This is a genomic window from Cryptosporangium sp. NPDC048952, from assembly GCF_043197895.1.
Lineage (GTDB): Bacteria > Actinomycetota > Actinomycetes > Mycobacteriales > Cryptosporangiaceae > Cryptosporangium.
In genome coordinates this window covers 419476-436512 of the sequence record NZ_JBICTY010000003.1, presented here as the reverse complement: position 1 = coordinate 436512, position 17037 = coordinate 419476, and the positions used below count along the sequence as shown (strand labels likewise).

Below are 17037 nucleotides of genomic sequence, written 5' to 3'. Positions count from 1 at the left end.
CGGTGCGGCGTCACCCTTCAGAGCTAGCGCGCAGTGAGCGCCATCGTCGTCGGGAGGATCGGCGACGGGAGGAACGTCGACCCGGCGAGGTGCTTGTCGACGGCGGCGGCGGCCGCGCGGCCCTCGGCGATCGCCCAGACGATCAGCGACTGGCCACGACCGGCGTCACCGGTGACGAACACGTTGTCGGCTGTCGACTTCCAGTTCGCGTCCCGGACGACCCGGCCACGCTCGTCGATCTCGACGCCGAGCTCGTCGTAGAGCGGCCCCTTCTCGACCCCGACGAAGCCCATCGCGAGGAAGATCGCCTCCGCGGGGATCTCCCGCGAAGTGCCCTCGACCGGCACGAACTTCCCACCCTCGGACACGACCTCGTGGAGCACGATCGCCCGCACGTTGCCGTTCTCGTCCCCGACGAACTTCTCGGTGTTGACCGCGTAGACCCGGTCGCCACCTTCCTCGTGGGCACTCGTGACGCGGTAGAGCATCGGGTAGGTCGGCCACGGCATGTGACCGGCCCGCGCCTCCGGCGGCTGCGGCATGATCTCGAGCTGCGTGACGCTCTTCGCGCCCTGCCGGTGGGCGGTGCCCAGGCAGTCCGCGCCGGTGTCGCCGCCGCCGATGATGACGACGTGCTTGCCGCGCACGTCGATGTGTCCCTCGGGGTTTTCGACGCCGAGCGCGGCCTTGTTCGCCGGGACCAGGTACTCCATCGCGGCGTAAATGCCGTTCAGCTCCCGGCCGGGCGCCGGCAGGTTGCGCGGCACGGTGGAGCCGGTGGCCAGCACGATCGCGTCGGCGTCGAGGTCTTCGACGCGCAGGTCGGTGCCGACGGAGACCCCGGTGACGAACTTCGTTCCTTCCGCTTCCATCTGCGCAAGGCGACGATCGATGTTCGACTTCTCCATCTTGAACTCGGGGATCCCGTACCGCAGCAGGCCACCGATCTTGTCGGCCCGCTCGTACACGGTCACCTCGTGTCCGGCCCGCGTGAGCTGCTGAGCCGCCGCGAGCCCGGCGGGACCGGAGCCGATCACCGCGACCTTCTTGCCGGACAGGTTCTCCGGCAGCTGCGGCTTGACCAGGCCCTCGTCGAAGGCGCGAAGGATCGTCTCGACCTCGATCTGCTTGATCGTCACCGGGTCGTCGGCGATGCCGAGGACGCAGGCGGCCTCGCACGGCGCCGGGCAGAGCTTCCCGGTGAATTCCGGGAAGTTGTTCGTCGCGTGCAGGCGATCGATCGCGAGCGACCACTGCCCGGTGCGGGCCAGGTCGTTCCACTCCGGGATGAGGTTTCCGAGGGGGCAGCCGTTGTGACAGAACGGGATGCCGCAGTCCATGCACCGGGAGGCCTGCGTGCGCAGGTTCTTCTCGGGGAACTCCTCGTAGACCTCGCGCCAGTCGGTGATCCGGATGTCGACCGGACGCCGGACGGGCAACTCCCGTCCGCTCTTCATGAAACCCTGGGGATCAGCCACGTGCCGCCTCCATGATCGCCTCGTCCACCGGACGGCCAGCGGCCTGCGCCTGACGAGTCGCTTCGAGAACCCGCTTGTAGTCGCGGGGCATGATCTTCGTGAACGACCGGACGTGCCGGTTCCAGTCGGACAGCAGCCCCTCGGCCACCGTCGACCCCGTCTCGTCCAGGTGTCGTCCGATCAGCGCGCGCAGCGTCGCGGCGTCGTCGGTCGAGAGCTCTTCCAGATCGACCATCTCGGTGTTGACGAGCACCGGGTCGAGGTCGAGCACGTACGCGGTGCCACCGGACATGCCGGCGGCGAAGTTACGGCCGGTCGGGCCGAGCACGACGACCTGACCACCAGTCATGTACTCGCACCCGTGGTCGCCGACGCCCTCGACGACGGCGATCGCGCCGGAGTTCCGGACGCAGAACCGCTCGCCCACCCGGCCGCGGAGGTACAGCTCGCCCTGCGTGGCGCCGTAGAGGATCGTGTTGCCGGCGATGACGTTCTCCTGCGGCAGGAACGTCGCCTCGCGCGCCGGGCGCACGATGATCCGGCCACCGGACAGACCCTTGCCGACGTAGTCGTTCGCGTCGCCGAAGAGCCGCAGCGTGATGCCCTTCGGCACGAAGGCACCGAACGACTGCCCGGCCGAGCCGGTGAACGTCAGGTCGATCGTGCCGTCCGGCAGGCCCTCGCCGCCGTAACGACGGGTCACCATCGAGCCGAGCATCGTGCCGACCGTCCGGTTGACGTTGCGCACCGGGATCTCGAACTTCACCGGCGAGCCGTCGAGCAGTGCGCCCTCGCAGAGCTGGATCAACGTGTTGTCCAGCGCCCGGTCGAGCCCGTGGTCCTGCTGGATCACCTGTTTGCGCGAGGCACCCTCGGGAATCGACGGCACCTCGAAGATCGGCGACAGGTCGAGCCCGTCGGCCTTCCAGTGCTCGATGGCCCCGGCGACGTCCAGCAGCTCGGCGTGGCCGACCGCCTCGTCGATCGAGCGGAAGCCCAGCTCGGCCAGGTACTGGCGGACCTCTTCGGCGATGTACTCGAAGAACGTGACGACGAACTCCGGCTTGCCGCTGAACTTCTCGCGCAGCACCGGGTTCTGCGTCGCCACGCCCACCGGGCAGGTGTCGAGGTGGCAGACCCGCATCATGATGCAGCCGCTGACCACCAGCGGAGCGGTCGCGAACCCGAACTCCTCGGCGCCGAGCAGCGCGCCGATGACCACGTCACGACCGGTCTTGAGCTGGCCGTCGACCTGCACGACGATGCGGTCGCGCAGGTTGTTGAGCAGCAGCGTCTGCTGCGTCTCGGCCAGGCCGAGCTCCCACGGCGCACCCGCGTGCTTCAGCGAGGTCAGCGGGGCGGCACCCGTTCCGCCGTCGTGTCCGGAGATGAGGACGACGTCCGCGTGCGCCTTGGAGACACCGGCGGCGACCGTACCCACACCGATCTCGGCGACGAGCTTGACGTGAACCCGCGCCGCGTCGTTCGCGTTCTTCAGGTCGTGGATGAGCTGCGCGAGATCCTCGATCGAGTAGATGTCGTGGTGCGGCGGCGGCGAGATCAGCCCGACGCCCGGCGTTGAGTGCCGGGTCCTGGCGATCCACGGGTAGACCTTGTGGCCGGGCAGCTGACCACCCTCACCGGGCTTCGCGCCCTGCGCCATCTTGATCTGGATGTCGTCGGCGTTGACCAGGTACTCGCTGGTGACGCCGAACCGACCGCTGGCGACCTGCTTGATCGCACTGCGACGCGACGGGTCGTAGAGACGCTCCGGGTCCTCGCCGCCCTCGCCGGTGTTCGACTTGCCACCGAGCTGGTTCATCGCGATCGCGAGGGTCTGGTGCGCCTCCATCGAGATCGAGCCGTAGCTCATCGCGCCGGTGCTGAACCGCTTCACGATGGACTCGACCGGTTCGACTTCCTCGATCGGAACCGGGGGCCGCTCGCCGGTCTTGAGCTTGAACAGTCCGCGCAGCGTGCCGGACTTCGCCGCCAGCTGGTCGACGGTCTCCGTGTACTTCTTGAAGACCTCGAACTGCCGGCTGCGCGTGGCGTGCTGCAACAGGAACACCGTCTCCGGGTTGAAGAGGTGCACCTCGCCCTCGCGACGCCACTGGTACTCGCCGCCGACCTCGAGCCGGCGGTACGCGAGCTCCGTGGAGTTCGCGGGCCAGGCCCGGCTGTGCCGCGACTCGACCTCGGCGGCGATCGTCGCCAGACCGATACCACCCAGCGTCGACGTCGTCCCGGTGAAGTACTTGTCGACGAGTTCCTGGGAGAGACCGATCGCCTCGAAGATCTGCGCACCGGCGTAGGACGCCACGGTGGAGACGCCCATCTTCGACATGACCTTGAGAAGGCCCTTGCCCAGGCCCTTGACGTAGTTGCGGATCGCCTTGTGCGGGTCGACTCCGGCCAGCTCGCCGGTGAGGACCATGTCCTCGATCGACTCGAACGCCAGGTACGGGTTGACCGCGGACGCGCCGAAGCCGAGCAGCAGCGCGACGTGGTGCACCTCGCGGGCGTCACCGGACTCCGCGATCAGGCCGACCTGCGTCCGCGTCCGCTCCCGCACCAGGTGGTGATGCACGGCGGACGTGAGCAGCAGCGACGGGATCGGCGCCAGGTCGCGGGTGGAATCGCGGTCGGACAGCACGATCAGGCGCGCGCCGTCCTCGATCGCCTCGGACACGTGCTGGCAGATCTGGTCGAGGCGGGCCTTCATGCCTTCGGCGCCGTCGGCGACCCGGTACAGACCCGAGACGGTGACGGCCTGGAAGCCGGCCTTGTCGCCGTCCTCGTTGATGTGGACGATCTTCGCGAGCTCGTCGTTGTCGATGACCGGGAACGGCAGCGTGATCAGACGACACGACGCCGGACCCGGCTCGAGCATGTTCTGCTCCGGACCGATCGCGTTGCTGACAGCGGTGACGATCTCTTCCCGGATCGCGTCCAGCGGCGGGTTCGTGACCTGCGCGAACAGCTGGCTGAAGTAGTCGAACACCAGCCGCGAGCGGTTGCTCAGCACCGCGATCGGGGTGTCGGTGCCCATCGAGCCGAGGCCTTCGCCACCGGTGCGCGCGAGCGGCGTGATGAGAACCCTCAGGTCCTCCTCGGTGTAGCCGAAGGTCTGCTGACGGCGCTGAACGGACTCGTGGCCGTAGGTGACGTGCTCACGGTCTGGGAGGTCGGACAGGTTCATCAAGCCGGCGTGCAGCCACTCGGTGTACGGCTCGGCGCCAGCGAGTTCGGCCTTGATCTCGTCGTCGGCAACGATGCGGCCGGCCTCGGTGTCGACGAGGAACATGCGGCCGGGCTGGAGACGGCCCTTCGCGACGACGTCCGCGGGGTCGATGTCCAGGACGCCGGCCTCGCTGGCGAGGACGACGAGGTCGTCCTTGGTCTTCCACCAGCGGGCGGGACGCAGGCCGTTGCGGTCGAGTACGGCGCCGATCAGCGAACCGTCGGTGAAACAGACAGCGGCCGGGCCGTCCCAGGCCTCCATCATCGTGGAGTGGAACTGGTAGAACGCCCGCCGCTTCGGGTCCATCGCGGTGTTGTTCTCCCAGGCCTCCGGGATCATCATCAGCACCGCGTGCGGCAGCGACCGCCCACCGAGGTGGAGCAGCTCGAGCACCTCGTCGAACGTGGCGGAGTCACTCGCGCCCGGCGTGCAGATCGGGAAGATCCGCTCGATGTCGCCGCCGAAGGCCTCGGTGGTGCCGGGCGAGCGCAGCAGCGCTTCGCGGGCACGCATCCAATTGCGGTTGCCTCGTACGGTGTTGATCTCACCGTTGTGGGCAATGAAGCGGTACGGGTGGGCCAAGGGCCAGGAGGGGAACGTGTTCGTGGAGAAGCGGGAGTGAACCAGCGCGATCGCGCTCTCCACCCGCGGGTCCAGCAGGTCGGGGAAGAAGAGCGGCAGCTGGCTGGTCGTCAGCATGCCCTTGTAGACCAGGGTCCGCGAGGACAGCGAGGGGAAGTACACCTCGATGCCGGCGGCGCGGGACTCGTGCTCCACCCGCTTGCGGATGACGAACGCGACCCGGTCGAGCTTCAGATCGGTTCGAGCTTCTTCGCCGACCACGCTGTCGGTGAAGAAGAACTGGGCGACGTGAGGCTCGACCGCGCGGGCCTGCGGCCCGATGTCGGCTCCGTCGTTGTCGGTCGGAACGGTGCGCCAACCGAGTGGCGTGACACCCTCGTCGACCGCGATGCGCTCGATCAGCTCGACCGCGCGGGCGCGCTCGTCGGCGTCGGCAGGAAGAAAGGCATTACCGACGACGTACGCGCCGGTGGCGGGAAGCGGAAAGTCCACGACTTCGCGCAGGAAGGCATCCGGAATCTGCAGCAGAAGGCCGGCACCGTCTCCGGAGTTGGCCTCGGCACCCGCGGCGCCTCGGTGATCGAGGTTCGCCAGCGCGGTGATTCCCTGCTCGACGATGCGATGAGACCGTCGGCCCTGGGCATCGACAACGAACGCGACACCACAGGCGTCGTGTTCGTTCGCGGGATCATAGAGTCCCTGAGCCGGGGGGAGCGCAGAAAAGGTCACGCGCGGGCTCCTTCCGTCGTCAGCCCGCTGAGATCCGCTGGGTGCGTGATCGACGGGCGAGGTCGATGCGGGACGACGTCGGCCCAGGTTTCCTAGAGGTTACACATGTGGCGACCCGCCGGTAACAAGAGCTGAAGTGAGCAACGTCACCGGCGTGGCGCAGACACCGTGCGGTAACGCTCACTCCAGTTGTTCGCGCTTCCGGGCGTGGTCAGCGCCGTAAGGTGCCCGGCGACGACGCTGGTGGGCCTGCCCGAACGCGCGATCCTTCTACTATGCCCGACTCGCGTCGCGTTGACACCGCTCCGACGGTGTGAGAGAGGTCAGTCCCGCTCGGGTTTCGCGTCGGTTTCGGTCTTTCCGGCCGACGCCGAGCGCGCGGGCGCCGTGGCATCGGCGCCGTCCGTCGAGGCCGGGTGGGGGGCGCTCTCGCCCGCGTCGCTCTCAGCGGCGGCGCCGTCGGTTGCTTCGGTGGCCTCGACGGCGGGGGCGTCGGGGTCGAGCAGGAGGATGCGGCCGTCGTCGGTGTACTCCAGACGGGCCGGGGCGATCCCGCGATGGGTGAGGAACCAGATCAGGCCGCCGATGAAGCAGACCAGAGCGGTCCACTCGTTGAGCCGCAGCCCGAGGAAGTGGTGGGCCTCGTCGATGCGCAGGTGCTCGATCCAGGCCCGCCCGACCGTGTAACCCATGACGTACAACGCGAAGACCCGGCCGCCCCCGAGGCGCCACCGACGCTCGGCGAAGAGCAACAGCCCCGCGATCGCGAGGCACCAGAGCGACTCGTAGAGGAACGTCGGGTGGTAGGTGCCCGGGATCTCCTCGACGGCCCTGCCGTCGGAACCCATCCGGTGCACGACCAGGCCCCACGGCAGCGAGGTCTCACTGCCGTAGAGCTCGTTGTTGAACCAGTTCCCCCAGCGTCCGATGGCCTGCGCCAGGATGATGCCGGGAGCGACGATGTCACCGAGAACCATCAGCGGGAGCCCTGACCTGCGGCAGGCGATCCACGCCCCCACGGCCCCGCCCGCGATCGAGCCCCAGACGCCGAGGCCGCCCTCCCAGATCTTGAACGCGTCCAGCGGCTGGCCGTTCGCGCCGAAGTAGTGATCGGGCGACGTGATGACGTGGTAGATCCGCGCGCCGATGATGCCGAACGGCACCGCCCAGACCGCGATGTCGACGATCATCCCGGGCGGCCCCCCGCGGGCACGCAGCCGACGGTCGGACAACCACACCGCGACCAACACCCCGGCGAGGATGCACAGCGCATACGCCCGGAGCGGGATCGGCCCGAGGTGCCACACGCTGGTCGTCGGACTCGGAATCGAGGCGAGGGTCACGGCCCCCACGCTAGACGGTCAGCGCCGCACCAGACGTATCAGGGCGGCAACACCTCGCGCCATCCCGACGAGCAGGCCGCCGAACAGGGCACCGGCGACGTTGAGGATGACGTCGTCGATGTCGAACATCCGGCCCGCGATGTGCGTGAGCTGGACCAACTCGACCACGGCGGACGCTGCGGCAGCCGCGAGGACAGCGGTGACGATGCTCAGTCGGGGGAACGAGAGCGGCACGAGGATGCCGAAAGGCACGAACAGCAATGCATTGCCGACGACCTGCGCGAGGGACCGCAGCGAACCGTCCGCGAGCGAGCGGTTGATCTCCGCGAACGGCGTGTAGTTGTCGGCGGCGCCCGCACCGGCGGCGGCTTCGGGATCGCCGGGGCCGAGGGTGATCGCGGCCGTGATCGCGAGGTAGATCACCAGGAGCAGCAGGGGCCCGATCCGCAGCCACGGCCGCCGGTACTTGCCCTTCTCGACCGAGACCGACTCCGACCGGGTTTTCCTCGGCTCGGGAGGTGCCGTCCGTCGGGGCTTGCGCGCGATCTTCGTGCGAAGGCGATCAATGGCCTTGGGCGCTGCGGTCTCAACGTTCGCGGTCACGGAGAGCCAGTCCCCCGTGGACACGAACTTCAATCGTGGCCTCCGAGGAGTGCACATTTTGGTGGGCCATAGCCCCCCAAAATGTGCACGCCCCGGAGGGGCGTCAGCGGCGACGGACCCCGGCGGCCAGGTCGGCGGAGAGGTCCGCGATCGCACGGAGGCCCGCGGCGCGATCTTCTGCGTCGAGTAGGCAACGCACCAGGGCCGAACCCACGATCACACCGTCGGCGTAGCCGGCGACCTCGGCCGCCTGGGCTCCGTTGGAAACCCCGAGCCCGATACCCACCGGCAGGTCAGTGGCCTGCCGGACCCGCTCGACGAGCGGCCCCGCGGCCTCACTGGTCGACTCGCGAGCGCCGGTCACACCCATCACCGCGGTGGCGTACACGAACCCTCGGCATACAGCGACCGTCGACGCGATCCGCGCCGTGGTCGACGACGGTGCCACCAGGAACACGCGGTCGAGCCCGTGCGCGTCGGACGCCGCCAACCACGGCTCGGCCTCGTCGGGAATGAGGTCGGGGGTGATCAGCCCCGCTCCCCCGGCCGACGCCAGATCAGCGGCGAACCGCTCGACGCCGTACTTCTCCACGGGGTTCCAGTACGTCATGACGAGCGCCGGCGCTCCGGCGGACGCGACCGCCTCGACGGCCTTGAACACGTCCTTCACCCGGACGCCGTTCCGAAGGGCCTGCTCGGCCGCGGCCTGGATCGTCGGCCCGTCCATCACCGGGTCGGAGTACGGCACGCCGACCTCGACGACGTCCACCCCGGCGTCGACCATTGCTTTCATCGCGTCCAGCGAACCGGCGACGTCGGGGAACCCGACCGGCAGGTAGCCGACCAGCACACCGCGGTTGTCAGCCTTGGCCTTCGAAAAGACCGTGGAGACGCTCATCCGTGCACCCTGCTCTTCGCGCACGCGGCTCATCGGCCTTCGCTCGCTTCCAGGTCGCGCTCGTCGAGCAGGCCGAACCAGCGGCCAGCGGTCGCCACGTCCTTGTCGCCGCGCCCGGACAGATTCACCAGGATCGTGACGTCGGGGCCGAGTTCCTTCGCGACGCGCAGCGCCCCGGCCAGCGCGTGGGCGCTCTCGATTGCCGGGATGATGCCCTCGGTGCGGCAGAGCAGGCGGAACGCCTCCATCGCCTCGGCGTCGGTGGCCGGCTGGTAGTTCACCCGGCCGATGTCGTGCAGGTGCGCGTGCTCCGGCCCGACACCCGGGTAGTCCAGACCCGCGGAGATCGAGTGCGACTCGATCGTCTGGCCGTCCTCGTTCTGCAGCACGAACGACCGTGCCCCGTGCAGGACGCCCGGCGAGCCGCCGGTGATCGCGGCGGCGTGCAGACCGGTGTCGATGCCGTCGCCCCCGGCCTCGAAGCCGAACAGCTGCACCTGGGCGTCGTCCAGAAATGCATGGAAGATGCCGATGGCGTTCGAGCCGCCGCCGACGCACGCGCAGACGGCGGTGGGCAGTTGGCCCGTGAGGGCCAGCGTCTGTTCGCGGGCCTCCTCGCCGATGATCTTCTGGAAGTCGCGGACGATCAGCGGGAACGGGTGCGGGCCGCCGACCGAACCGATCAGGTAGTGGGTGGTGTCGACGTTCGTGACCCAGTCGCGGAACGCCTCGTTCATCGCGTCCTTGAGCGTGCGGCTACCGGACTTGACCGGTACGACAGTGGAGCCGAGCAACTCCATCCGGGCGACGTTGAGCGCCTGGCGCTCGGTGTCGACCTCGCCCATGTAGACGGTGCACTCGAGGCCGAACAGTGCGGCCGCGGTGGCCGACGCGACGCCGTGCTGGCCCGCGCCGGTCTCGGCGATGATGCGCTTCTTGCCCATGCGGCGGGTGAGCAGCGCCTGACCGAGAACGTTGTTCACCTTGTGCGCGCCGGTGTGGTTCAGGTCCTCGCGCTTGAGCAGGATGCGCGCGCCGGCTTTTTCGCTGAACCGCTGGGCGTCGTAGAGACGGCTGGGGCGGCCGGCGTAGTCGTCGAGCAACGCCTTGAGTTCGGCGCGGAACTCCGGGTCGGCCTGCGCCTTGGTGTACTCGGCGTCGAGTTCGTCGAGAGCCGCGATCAGGGCTTCCGGGACGAAACGACCACCGAAACGACCAAAGTGTCCAGTTTTGTCGGGCATTACGGTCATGAGGTTCCTTACGGGAGAACGGCGTGGGCTGAGCGAACTCCGCCGTTGCGCCATCGTCTCCCGTCGGGACGAGCCCTGTCGTCCCCGGTGCGGTACGTCGTTGCCATGGTTACCGGGGGCTTCGCGGGGTTGCCGGGTGGCTTCCCGCGGTCACCAGGTCGGCCACCGCCTGGCGGGGGCTGCGGTCGGTGACCAGGCCCTCGCCGACCAGCACCGCGTCGGCACCGGCGGCGGCGTACGAGATCAGGTCGTGCGGGCCACGGACGCCGGACTCGGCGATCTTCACCGTCTGCGACGGCAGGCCCGGCGCGATGCGCTCGAACACCGACCGGTCGACCTCGAGCGTCTTGAGGTCACGCGCGTTGACGCCGATCACGCGCGCCCCCGCTTCGAGTGCGCGACTGGCCTCTTCCTCGGTGTGGACCTCGACGAGCGCGGTCATGCCGAGGGACTCGACGCGCTCCAGCAGACCCGTGAGGACGTTCTGCTCGAGGGCCGCGACGATCAGCAGCACGAGGTCGGCGCCGTGGGCGCGGGCCTCGTGGACCTGGTACGTCGAGACGATGAAGTCTTTGCGCAGCACCGGAACGTCTACTTTTGCCCGGACCGCGTCCAGGTCCTCCAGGGAACCGCCGAAGCGGTGCCGCTCGGTGAGGACGCTGATGCAGCGGGCGCCCCCGGCCTCGTAGTCGCCGGCCAGTGCAGCCGGGTCAGGTATGTCGGCGATCGCGCCGCGCGAGGGCGACGCACGCTTCACCTCTGCGATCACGCCGACGCCGGGCGCGCGCAGCGCAGCCCAAGCATCGCGTGCCGGCTTCGCGGCCGCAGCGAGTTCCTTGACCCGTTCGAACGGTACGCGGCTCTCGCGGTCAGCAAGGTCGGCTCGGACGCCGACCAGAATCTCGTCCAGCGCGCTCGTCATGCGGCTCCATCCCGTGGTGCCATGGCGGAATCGTAACGAGAGTGCCAGACCGTATGGATCCGGGGTGACTCCGGGTGCCCTCTACACGGCTCACCGCCGTACAAACCCCCCAATTCTCCAACCCGTCACCACCTCACGGCTGCGTTGCGAGCTCGCCGAGCCCGAGTTTCCCCGCCCCGTCGATCAACCGCCGATCGAACGTATACAGGACCGTCTCCAGGCGATCGGCCAACTGGACGTAGAGCGCGTCCGAGATAGACAGGTTCTTGCCCAGGCTCAGCAACTGGGCGGTGTCGCGACGCGGATCCGGGGTGAACAAGGAGACGTCGAGATCCCAGACAGTGGATGCCGCTTCGATTGCGAGCTCCGGGGCGAGTCGGTCGGCACCCCTTGCCTTTGTGCGACCCGAGATCCGGCCGAGTACTTCGCTGACGAATAACGCCGGGGCGACCAGGCGGCCGTGCGACCGCTCCAACAACGCGGTCGCGCGGCGACGCTCGCCGGCATCCCCGCCATCGACTAGCAGCCAGCGGATGACCACGGAGGAGTCGACGACGATCGGATCGGTCGGGGCGGTGTTCACTCCCACCCCGCCTCTCGCCGATCGGCGTGGATGCCGTCGACGATCTCCTCGGTGGTCGCCCTACCGAATCGATCCGACGAACCGACTTCGCGAATCAGACGCTTTCGATAGGCATGGCGCTCTTCGGCGCGAATTTGTTCGGCGCGTTCGTGCAGGTGGGCTTGCACGAGAGCGGCGGCGTCGATGCCGTGAGCGGCGAGAACGGCGAGGTCTTCCGGGTCGAGACCCTCGACGACGAAATTGCCCGCTTCATCGGCCACTTCGTGATCATAAGCCTGCGTAGCGGTTGATGCGTTCATACGGGCCAACGTACCTATGAGTGAGCGGGGACAGGTAGCGCTGAGTGGGTGGAAGGTGGTCGGCTGAACGGTGTAGGGCGTTACTCAGCGGGTGGGGTCGTCGCCCTGGTCCATGGCGTCCCAGAGGGCTGTGGGGGGCGCATCGGGGCCGGTCGCGGCGTGGGCCTCCGCCCGGGCGGCCGGGGCGTCGTAACGGGCACCCATCGCCGCCCACCGCTTCCCGCGCGCCAGCGCGACGACACCGGCGCCGAGCACCAACGCCCCACCCGCCACGCTGAGCAACGGCCACCCGAACGTCGTGTCACCGACCAGCCCGCGGACACCGCCCGCAGCCGCTCCCAGCCCGGCCAACGCCACCAGGCACGCGACAGCGAACCGACCCCGCCCCCGCGTGGCCAGCAACGCCAACCCTCCCGCGATCCCGACCAGCGCCGCAGCCGACGCCCACGGCACCAGGTCGCTGCCGGTCGTCCGCACGGTCTCCGGCAACAGCGGCGCGGCTCGCTCCACGGTCGTGGACTCCCACACCCGCCCGGTCGCGAAGTAGGCGACCGCGCCCCCCACCACCGCGGTCACCACCGACACGGCAAGCCCGCGCGAGCTCATCGCGCGGCCCGGAGGGTTTCGGCGGTCGCGATGGCCGAAAGCACGGCCGCGGCCTTGTTCTGGGACTCACGCTCCTCGGCCAGCGGGTCGGAGTCGGCGACGACACCGCCCCCGGCCTGCACGTACGCGGTTCCGCCACGCATCAGCGCGGTACGGATCGCGATCGCCATGTCCAGGTTCCCCGCGAAATCCAAATACCCCACGGTGCCGCCGTAGAGCCCGCGCCGCGTCGGCTCCAACGCGTCGATGATCTCCATCGCCCGCACCTTCGGCGCGCCGGTCAGCGTCCCCGCCGGGAACGTGGCGGTCAGCACGTCGAACGCGGAGTGACCCGAGGTGATCTCGCCGACCACCGTCGACACGATGTGCATCACGTGCGAGTACCGCTCGATCTCCATGAAGTCGACGACGTCGACGGTGCCGGGCCGGCACACCCGCCCCAGATCGTTGCGCCCGAGGTCGACGAGCATCACGTGCTCGGCGCGCTCCTTCGGGTCGGCGATCAGCTCGGCGGCCAGCCGGGCGTCCTCCTCCGGCGTCGCGCCCCTCCACCGCGTCCCGGCGATCGGGTGCAGCAACGCCCGCCCGTCGGTCACCTTGACGTGCGCTTCCGGCGACGACCCCACGATGTCGAACCCGTCGAACCGCAGCAGGTACATGTACGGGCTGGGGTTCGTCGTCCGCAGCACGCGGTAGACGTCGAGCGGATCGGCCTCGGTGCTCACCTCGAACCGCTGACTCGGCACGATCTGGAAGCACTCGCCGGCGCGGATCGCTTCCTTGGCGACCTCCACGGCCTTCGGGAACTCACCGTCCGGCGTGCGGCTGCGGAACGACCCCGGCCCGAGCCGCGTCATCGTCGAGACGCCGGGTGGTGTCGGCCGCGACAAGGCGGTGGTCATCGACTCCAACCGGCCCACCGCCCGGAAGTACGCCTCGGACACCGCCTCGGGAGACGCGCCCGCAGGCACTATCGCGTTCGCGATCAGCAGCAGCGACCCATCGGTGTGATCCAGCACGGCCAGGTCGGTGGCCAGCATCATGCCCAGCTCGGGCAGCTCCAGATCGTCGATTCCGTTGCTGGGCAGTTTTTCTATCCGGCGGACGATGTCGTACGCGAGATAGCCGACCATCCCACCGGTGAGCGTGGGCAACCCGGGCAGCACGGGTGACTCCAACGCGGTGACGACCTCACCGAGCACGGCCAGCGGATCGCCGGAGACGGGCAGGCCGGGCGGCGGGTCACCGAGCCAGTGGGCGGAACCGTCGCGGCTGGTGAGCGTCGCTACACTGCGCACGCCGACGAAGGAATAGCGCGACCAGACGCCGCCGTGCTCGGCGGATTCGAGCAGGAAGGTGCCCGGTCCTCCGGCCAGCTTGCGGTAGAGCCCGACCGGGGTCTCGCCGTCGGCGAGCAGGCGGCGGGTCACCGGAACGACCCGCCGGTCGCGGACAAGGCGGGCGAACTCGTCGCGATCGGGGCTGAACGTACCGTCGGTGCCAGTAGTCACGAACCCATTGTGGCCGACGGGAGATTTCCGAGCAGCCGGGTAAAGCCCTCTGTGGATAGCGCGTCGGGACGGAGGCGAAGTGAGCGACCTCGGTGAAGCCATGTTCGACCGGCTGCTGTTCGACTCCCATCGGTGCCATCCCGAAGATCTCATCGACCTCGTCGCCATCCATGCGGCTCCGGTAGGGCTGCACGACCCGGTGCTCTACCTGGCCGATCTCCAGCAGGCGAACCTCGTCCGGGTGCCGCGTGGCCGCGTCAGCGCCCCGATCCGGTCGGCGGAGCGGGTACCGATCGACACCACCGCGCTCGGGCGCATCTTCCGCTACGGCGAATGTCACTTCACGCCCACCGACGACGGGCGCGCCCACATGTGGATGCCGCTGCTGGAGGGCTCCGAGCGACTCGGCGTGTTCCGGATCACCGTCGACGCGGACGACCGGCACGACGTCGATCCGACGATCGCCCAGCGTGCCCGTCGTCTGGCGTCGCTGGTGGGGTTGCTGGTCGTGACCAAGCGCGCGTACAGCGACACGTTGGTGGAGCTCACCCGGCACTCCGACATGACGCTCTCCGCCGAGATGCAGTGGGGTCTGCTGCCCCCGTTGACGTTCGCCACCGAGCGCATCGTGGTGGCAGGGGCGCTGGAGCCGGCGTACAAGGTCGCTGGCGACACGTTCGACTACGGCGTCATCGACGACGGCGTCCACCTGGCGTTGTTCGACGCGGCAGGGCACGACCTGAACTCGGCCGTCGTCGTCGGCCTGGCAGCGGCGGCGTACCGGAAGGGACGTCGGCAGAGCCTCGGCCTGCGGGAGCTCGGCGATGCGATCGACGAGCAGGTCGCGGCCCGGTTCGGCCCGCCGGAGCTGGTCACGGGCGTCCTCGCGCACTTCGACGCGGGCAGCGGGAAACTCCAGTGGGTGCTGCGCGGTCATCCGCCGCCCGTGCTGATCCGGGACGGCAAGTGGGTCAAGACGCTTTGGCTGAAGCCCGGTCTGCCGATGGGAATCGGCCTGCGTCGCCCGACCGAGGTGGGCACCGTCCAGCTCGAGCCCGGCGACCGGCTGCTGTTCTACACCGACGGGGTCACCGAGGCGCGCGATTCCGACGGCAACGAGTTCGGCCTGGACCGTCTCGTCGACTTCGTGATCCGGCGGGAGGCCGACCACCAGCCCGCGACCGAGACGTTGCGCCGCCTGATCCGGTCGATCCTCGACCACCAGGAGGGCCACCTGCAGGACGACGCGACGGTCCTACTGGTCGAGTGGCGCGGTTAGCAGCACTTTCGCGTCGAAACAGGTGCGGTCGCCGGTGTGGCAGGCCGCGCCCTCCTGGTCGACGGTGACCAGCAGCGTGTCCCCGTCGCAGTCCAACGCGACCGATTTGACCCACTGCCGGTGCCCCGACGTCTCGCCCTTCACCCAGTACTCCGACCGGCTGCGCGACCAGTACGTCGCGCGGCCGGTGGTGAGCGTGCGGTGCAGCGCCTCGTCGTCCATCCAGCCGACCATCAGCACCTCGCGGGTGTCGTGCTGCTGAATCACCGCGGTGACCAGACCCTGGTCGTTTCGTTTGAGCTGAGCGGCGATCGCTGGATCGAGACGAGTCACTCCCCCATCCTAAAGAAGCGTTCCGGCCATGCCCGCGTCGTCGTACCGGGCTCCGGCGACCGCGGCAGCCGGCACGGCGGCTTCGAGCGCGGCGAGGTGCTCCGCCGTCAGTTCGACGTCGAGAGCTGCGGTGTTCTCCTCCAGCCGCGAGATCTTCCGCGTGCCCGGAATCGGCACCACGCTCTCGCCCTGCGCGAGCAGCCACGCGAGCGCCGCCTGCGCCGGTGTGCAGCCGACCTCCTCCGCGACCCGCCCGACCGCCTCCACCAGCGCCGCGTTCCGGTCGAGGTTGCCGTCGGCGAACCGCGGGTTCGTGCGCCGGAAGTCGTCGGGGGCGAGATCGTCGAGCGAGGTCAGCGCACCGGTCAGTGCCCCGCGCCCGAGCGGCGAGTACGGCACCAGGCCGACCCCGAGCTCACGCGCCACCGGCACGAGGTCGTCCTCCAGGTCGCGGGTCCACAGCGACCATTCCTGCTGCACCGCGGCGATCGGGTGCACGGCGTGCGCCCGGCGCAACGTCTCGCCGTTCACTTCCGACAGGCCCAGAAAACGCACTTTCCCGACGTCGATCAAGTCGGCCATCGTGCCGACCACGTCTTCGATCGGCACGTCGGGGTTACGCCGGTGCATGTAGTACAGATCCACGTGGTCGGTGCCCAGCCGGTGCAGCGAGGCGTCGATGGAGTCGCGGATGTAGGCCGGCTCGTTGCGGATCACGCGGTTGCCGTCGGCGTCGCGGCTGATGCCGAACTTCGTGGCGAGCTGGATGCCGTCCCGGGGCATCTTCGCGAGCAGCTTCTCGTTCTCGCCCCAGCCGTACAGGTCGCTGGTGTCCCAGAACGTCACGCCGAGCTCGCGCGCCCGGTGCAGCGTGGCCAGCGACTCGGCCTCGTCGCTCGGTCCGTACGCGTGGCTCATGCCCATGCAGCCGAGGCCGATCGCGGAGACTTCCAGTCCGTTCCGGCCGAGTACCCGGTGCTTCATGCTGATTCCTCACTCACGCGCCGTTCGTAGACGGCAATTTTGTTGTCGATGAGCGCCAGGTCCGCGGTGAGCTCGGCCACCCGGGCGGCGAGCGCTACGCGGTGGTGTCGCAGCAATTCCAGGCGCTCCGCGTCGGCGCGGCCGGATTTCACCAGCTCCGCGTAGCGCAGCATTCCCGCGATCGGCATGCCGGTGGCGCGCAGGCGGGTGAGCATCACCAGCCAGTCGATCTGGCCCGTGGTGTAGCGGCGGTGCCCCGCGGAGTCGCGCGCGACGTCCCAGATCAGCCCGACGCGCTCGTAATAACGCAGCGTGTGGGCGGTCAGCCCGGTCTTGTCGGCGGTGTCCTGGACAGTGAGCCCTGGCGTCATGGATCAAGCCTCTCTCTTAGAG

At 69.2% G+C, this 17037-nt stretch carries 15 protein-coding genes; 1 reads left to right on the top strand and 14 read right to left on the bottom strand.

From position 1 onward, the window contains the following. Nucleotides 1-23 precede the first annotated feature (23 nt). The 11 genes from ACGFY5_RS18070 to ACGFY5_RS18020 all read right to left on the bottom strand — a co-directional run bounded on the left by ACGFY5_RS18070 (nucleotide 24) and on the right by ACGFY5_RS18020 (nucleotide 14048). Nucleotides 24-1478 (bottom strand): glutamate synthase subunit beta, encoded by a 1455-nt coding sequence (locus ACGFY5_RS18070; RefSeq protein ID WP_392721136.1) that lies wholly within the window; start codon nucleotides 1476-1478, stop codon nucleotides 24-26. Then, entirely contained in the window at nucleotides 1471-6033 is a 4563-nt protein-coding gene (gene gltB, locus ACGFY5_RS18065; protein WP_392721134.1) for a glutamate synthase large subunit, read from the bottom strand. Before gltB ends, ACGFY5_RS18070 begins: the two co-directional genes overlap by 8 nt. Nucleotides 6034-6356: 323 nt before the next feature. Beyond that, complete coding sequence (gene lgt, locus ACGFY5_RS18060; protein WP_392721133.1) at nucleotides 6357-7376, bottom strand: prolipoprotein diacylglyceryl transferase; 1020 nt, start codon at nucleotides 7374-7376, stop codon at nucleotides 6357-6359. A gap of 18 nt (nucleotides 7377-7394) precedes the next feature. Then, entirely contained in the window at nucleotides 7395-7979 is a 585-nt protein-coding gene (locus tag ACGFY5_RS18055) for a VanZ family protein (protein WP_392721130.1), read from the bottom strand. Between the two features lie 103 nt (nucleotides 7980-8082). Further along, nucleotides 8083-8877, bottom strand: coding sequence for a tryptophan synthase subunit alpha (gene trpA, locus ACGFY5_RS18050; protein ID WP_392721128.1), 795 nt, complete (start codon nucleotides 8875-8877; stop codon nucleotides 8083-8085). Nucleotides 8878-8906: 29 nt separating this feature from the next. Continuing rightward, the gene (gene trpB / locus ACGFY5_RS18045; protein ID WP_392721127.1) at nucleotides 8907-10127 is read right to left on the bottom strand and encodes a tryptophan synthase subunit beta; all 1221 of its coding nucleotides are present in this window, start codon (nucleotides 10125-10127) and stop codon (nucleotides 8907-8909) included. Nucleotides 10128-10236: 109 nt separating this feature from the next. Beyond that, complete coding sequence (gene trpC / locus ACGFY5_RS18040; RefSeq protein ID WP_392721125.1) at nucleotides 10237-11049, bottom strand: indole-3-glycerol phosphate synthase TrpC; 813 nt, start codon at nucleotides 11047-11049, stop codon at nucleotides 10237-10239. 133 nt (nucleotides 11050-11182) lie between these two features. After that, nucleotides 11183-11632: a type II toxin-antitoxin system VapC family toxin gene (locus tag ACGFY5_RS18035; RefSeq protein ID WP_392721124.1), complete on the bottom strand. Its 450-nt coding sequence runs from the start codon at nucleotides 11630-11632 to the stop codon at nucleotides 11183-11185. Further along, the gene (locus tag ACGFY5_RS18030) at nucleotides 11629-11931 is read right to left on the bottom strand and encodes a hypothetical protein (protein ID WP_392721122.1); all 303 of its coding nucleotides are present in this window, start codon (nucleotides 11929-11931) and stop codon (nucleotides 11629-11631) included. Before ACGFY5_RS18030 ends, ACGFY5_RS18035 begins: the two co-directional genes overlap by 4 nt. An 84-nt stretch (nucleotides 11932-12015) precedes the next feature. Next, the gene (locus tag ACGFY5_RS18025) at nucleotides 12016-12507 is read right to left on the bottom strand and encodes a Trp biosynthesis-associated membrane protein (protein ID WP_392721119.1); all 492 of its coding nucleotides are present in this window, start codon (nucleotides 12505-12507) and stop codon (nucleotides 12016-12018) included. A gap of 26 nt (nucleotides 12508-12533) precedes the next feature. After that, nucleotides 12534-14048, bottom strand: a complete 1515-nt coding sequence (locus ACGFY5_RS18020; protein ID WP_392721118.1) for an anthranilate synthase component I — start codon at nucleotides 14046-14048, stop codon at nucleotides 12534-12536. Nucleotides 14049-14127: 79 nt separating this feature from the next. On the opposite strand from ACGFY5_RS18020, the gene ACGFY5_RS18015 reads away from it, so the two are divergent. Beyond that, a complete protein-coding gene (locus ACGFY5_RS18015) occupies nucleotides 14128-15327 on the top strand; it encodes a PP2C family protein-serine/threonine phosphatase (protein ID WP_392721116.1) in 1200 nt (399 codons plus the stop codon). On the opposite strand, the gene hisI is transcribed toward ACGFY5_RS18015, so the two are convergent. The 3 genes from hisI to ACGFY5_RS18000 are packed head-to-tail and all read right to left on the bottom strand — an operon-like array spanning nucleotide 15304 to nucleotide 17015. Next, nucleotides 15304-15660 carry a phosphoribosyl-AMP cyclohydrolase gene (gene hisI, locus ACGFY5_RS18010; protein ID WP_392721114.1) on the bottom strand — a complete coding sequence of 119 codons (357 nt, stop codon included), beginning with the start codon at nucleotides 15658-15660 and terminating at the stop codon, nucleotides 15304-15306. The genes ACGFY5_RS18015 and hisI overlap by 24 nt on opposite strands. Nucleotides 15661-15669: 9 nt before the next feature. Next, nucleotides 15670-16644 carry an aldo/keto reductase gene (locus ACGFY5_RS18005; RefSeq protein ID WP_392721112.1) on the bottom strand — a complete coding sequence of 325 codons (975 nt, stop codon included), beginning with the start codon at nucleotides 16642-16644 and terminating at the stop codon, nucleotides 15670-15672. Beyond that, nucleotides 16641-17015 (bottom strand): MerR family transcriptional regulator, encoded by a 375-nt coding sequence (locus ACGFY5_RS18000; RefSeq protein WP_392721110.1) that lies wholly within the window; start codon nucleotides 17013-17015, stop codon nucleotides 16641-16643. Before ACGFY5_RS18000 ends, ACGFY5_RS18005 begins: the two co-directional genes overlap by 4 nt. Nucleotides 17016-17037 lie beyond the last annotated feature (22 nt).

Excerpts from the sequence above, each read along its gene's own strand:
- trpA (WP_392721128.1), bottom strand. The coding sequence starts at position 8,877 with ATGAGCGTCTCCACGGTCTTTTCGAAGGCCAAGGCTGACAACCGCGGT.
- trpB (WP_392721127.1), bottom strand. The coding sequence starts at position 10,127 with ATGACCGTAATGCCCGACAAAACTGGACACTTTGGTCGTTTCGGTGGT.
- trpC (WP_392721125.1), bottom strand. The coding sequence starts at position 11,049 with ATGACGAGCGCGCTGGACGAGATTCTGGTCGGCGTCCGAGCCGACCTT.
- ACGFY5_RS18030 (WP_392721122.1), bottom strand. The coding sequence starts at position 11,931 with ATGAACGCATCAACCGCTACGCAGGCTTATGATCACGAAGTGGCCGAT.
- ACGFY5_RS18005 (WP_392721112.1), bottom strand. The coding sequence starts at position 16,644 with ATGAAGCACCGGGTACTCGGCCGGAACGGACTGGAAGTCTCCGCGATC.
- ACGFY5_RS18000 (WP_392721110.1), bottom strand. The coding sequence starts at position 17,015 with ATGACGCCAGGGCTCACTGTCCAGGACACCGCCGACAAGACCGGGCTG.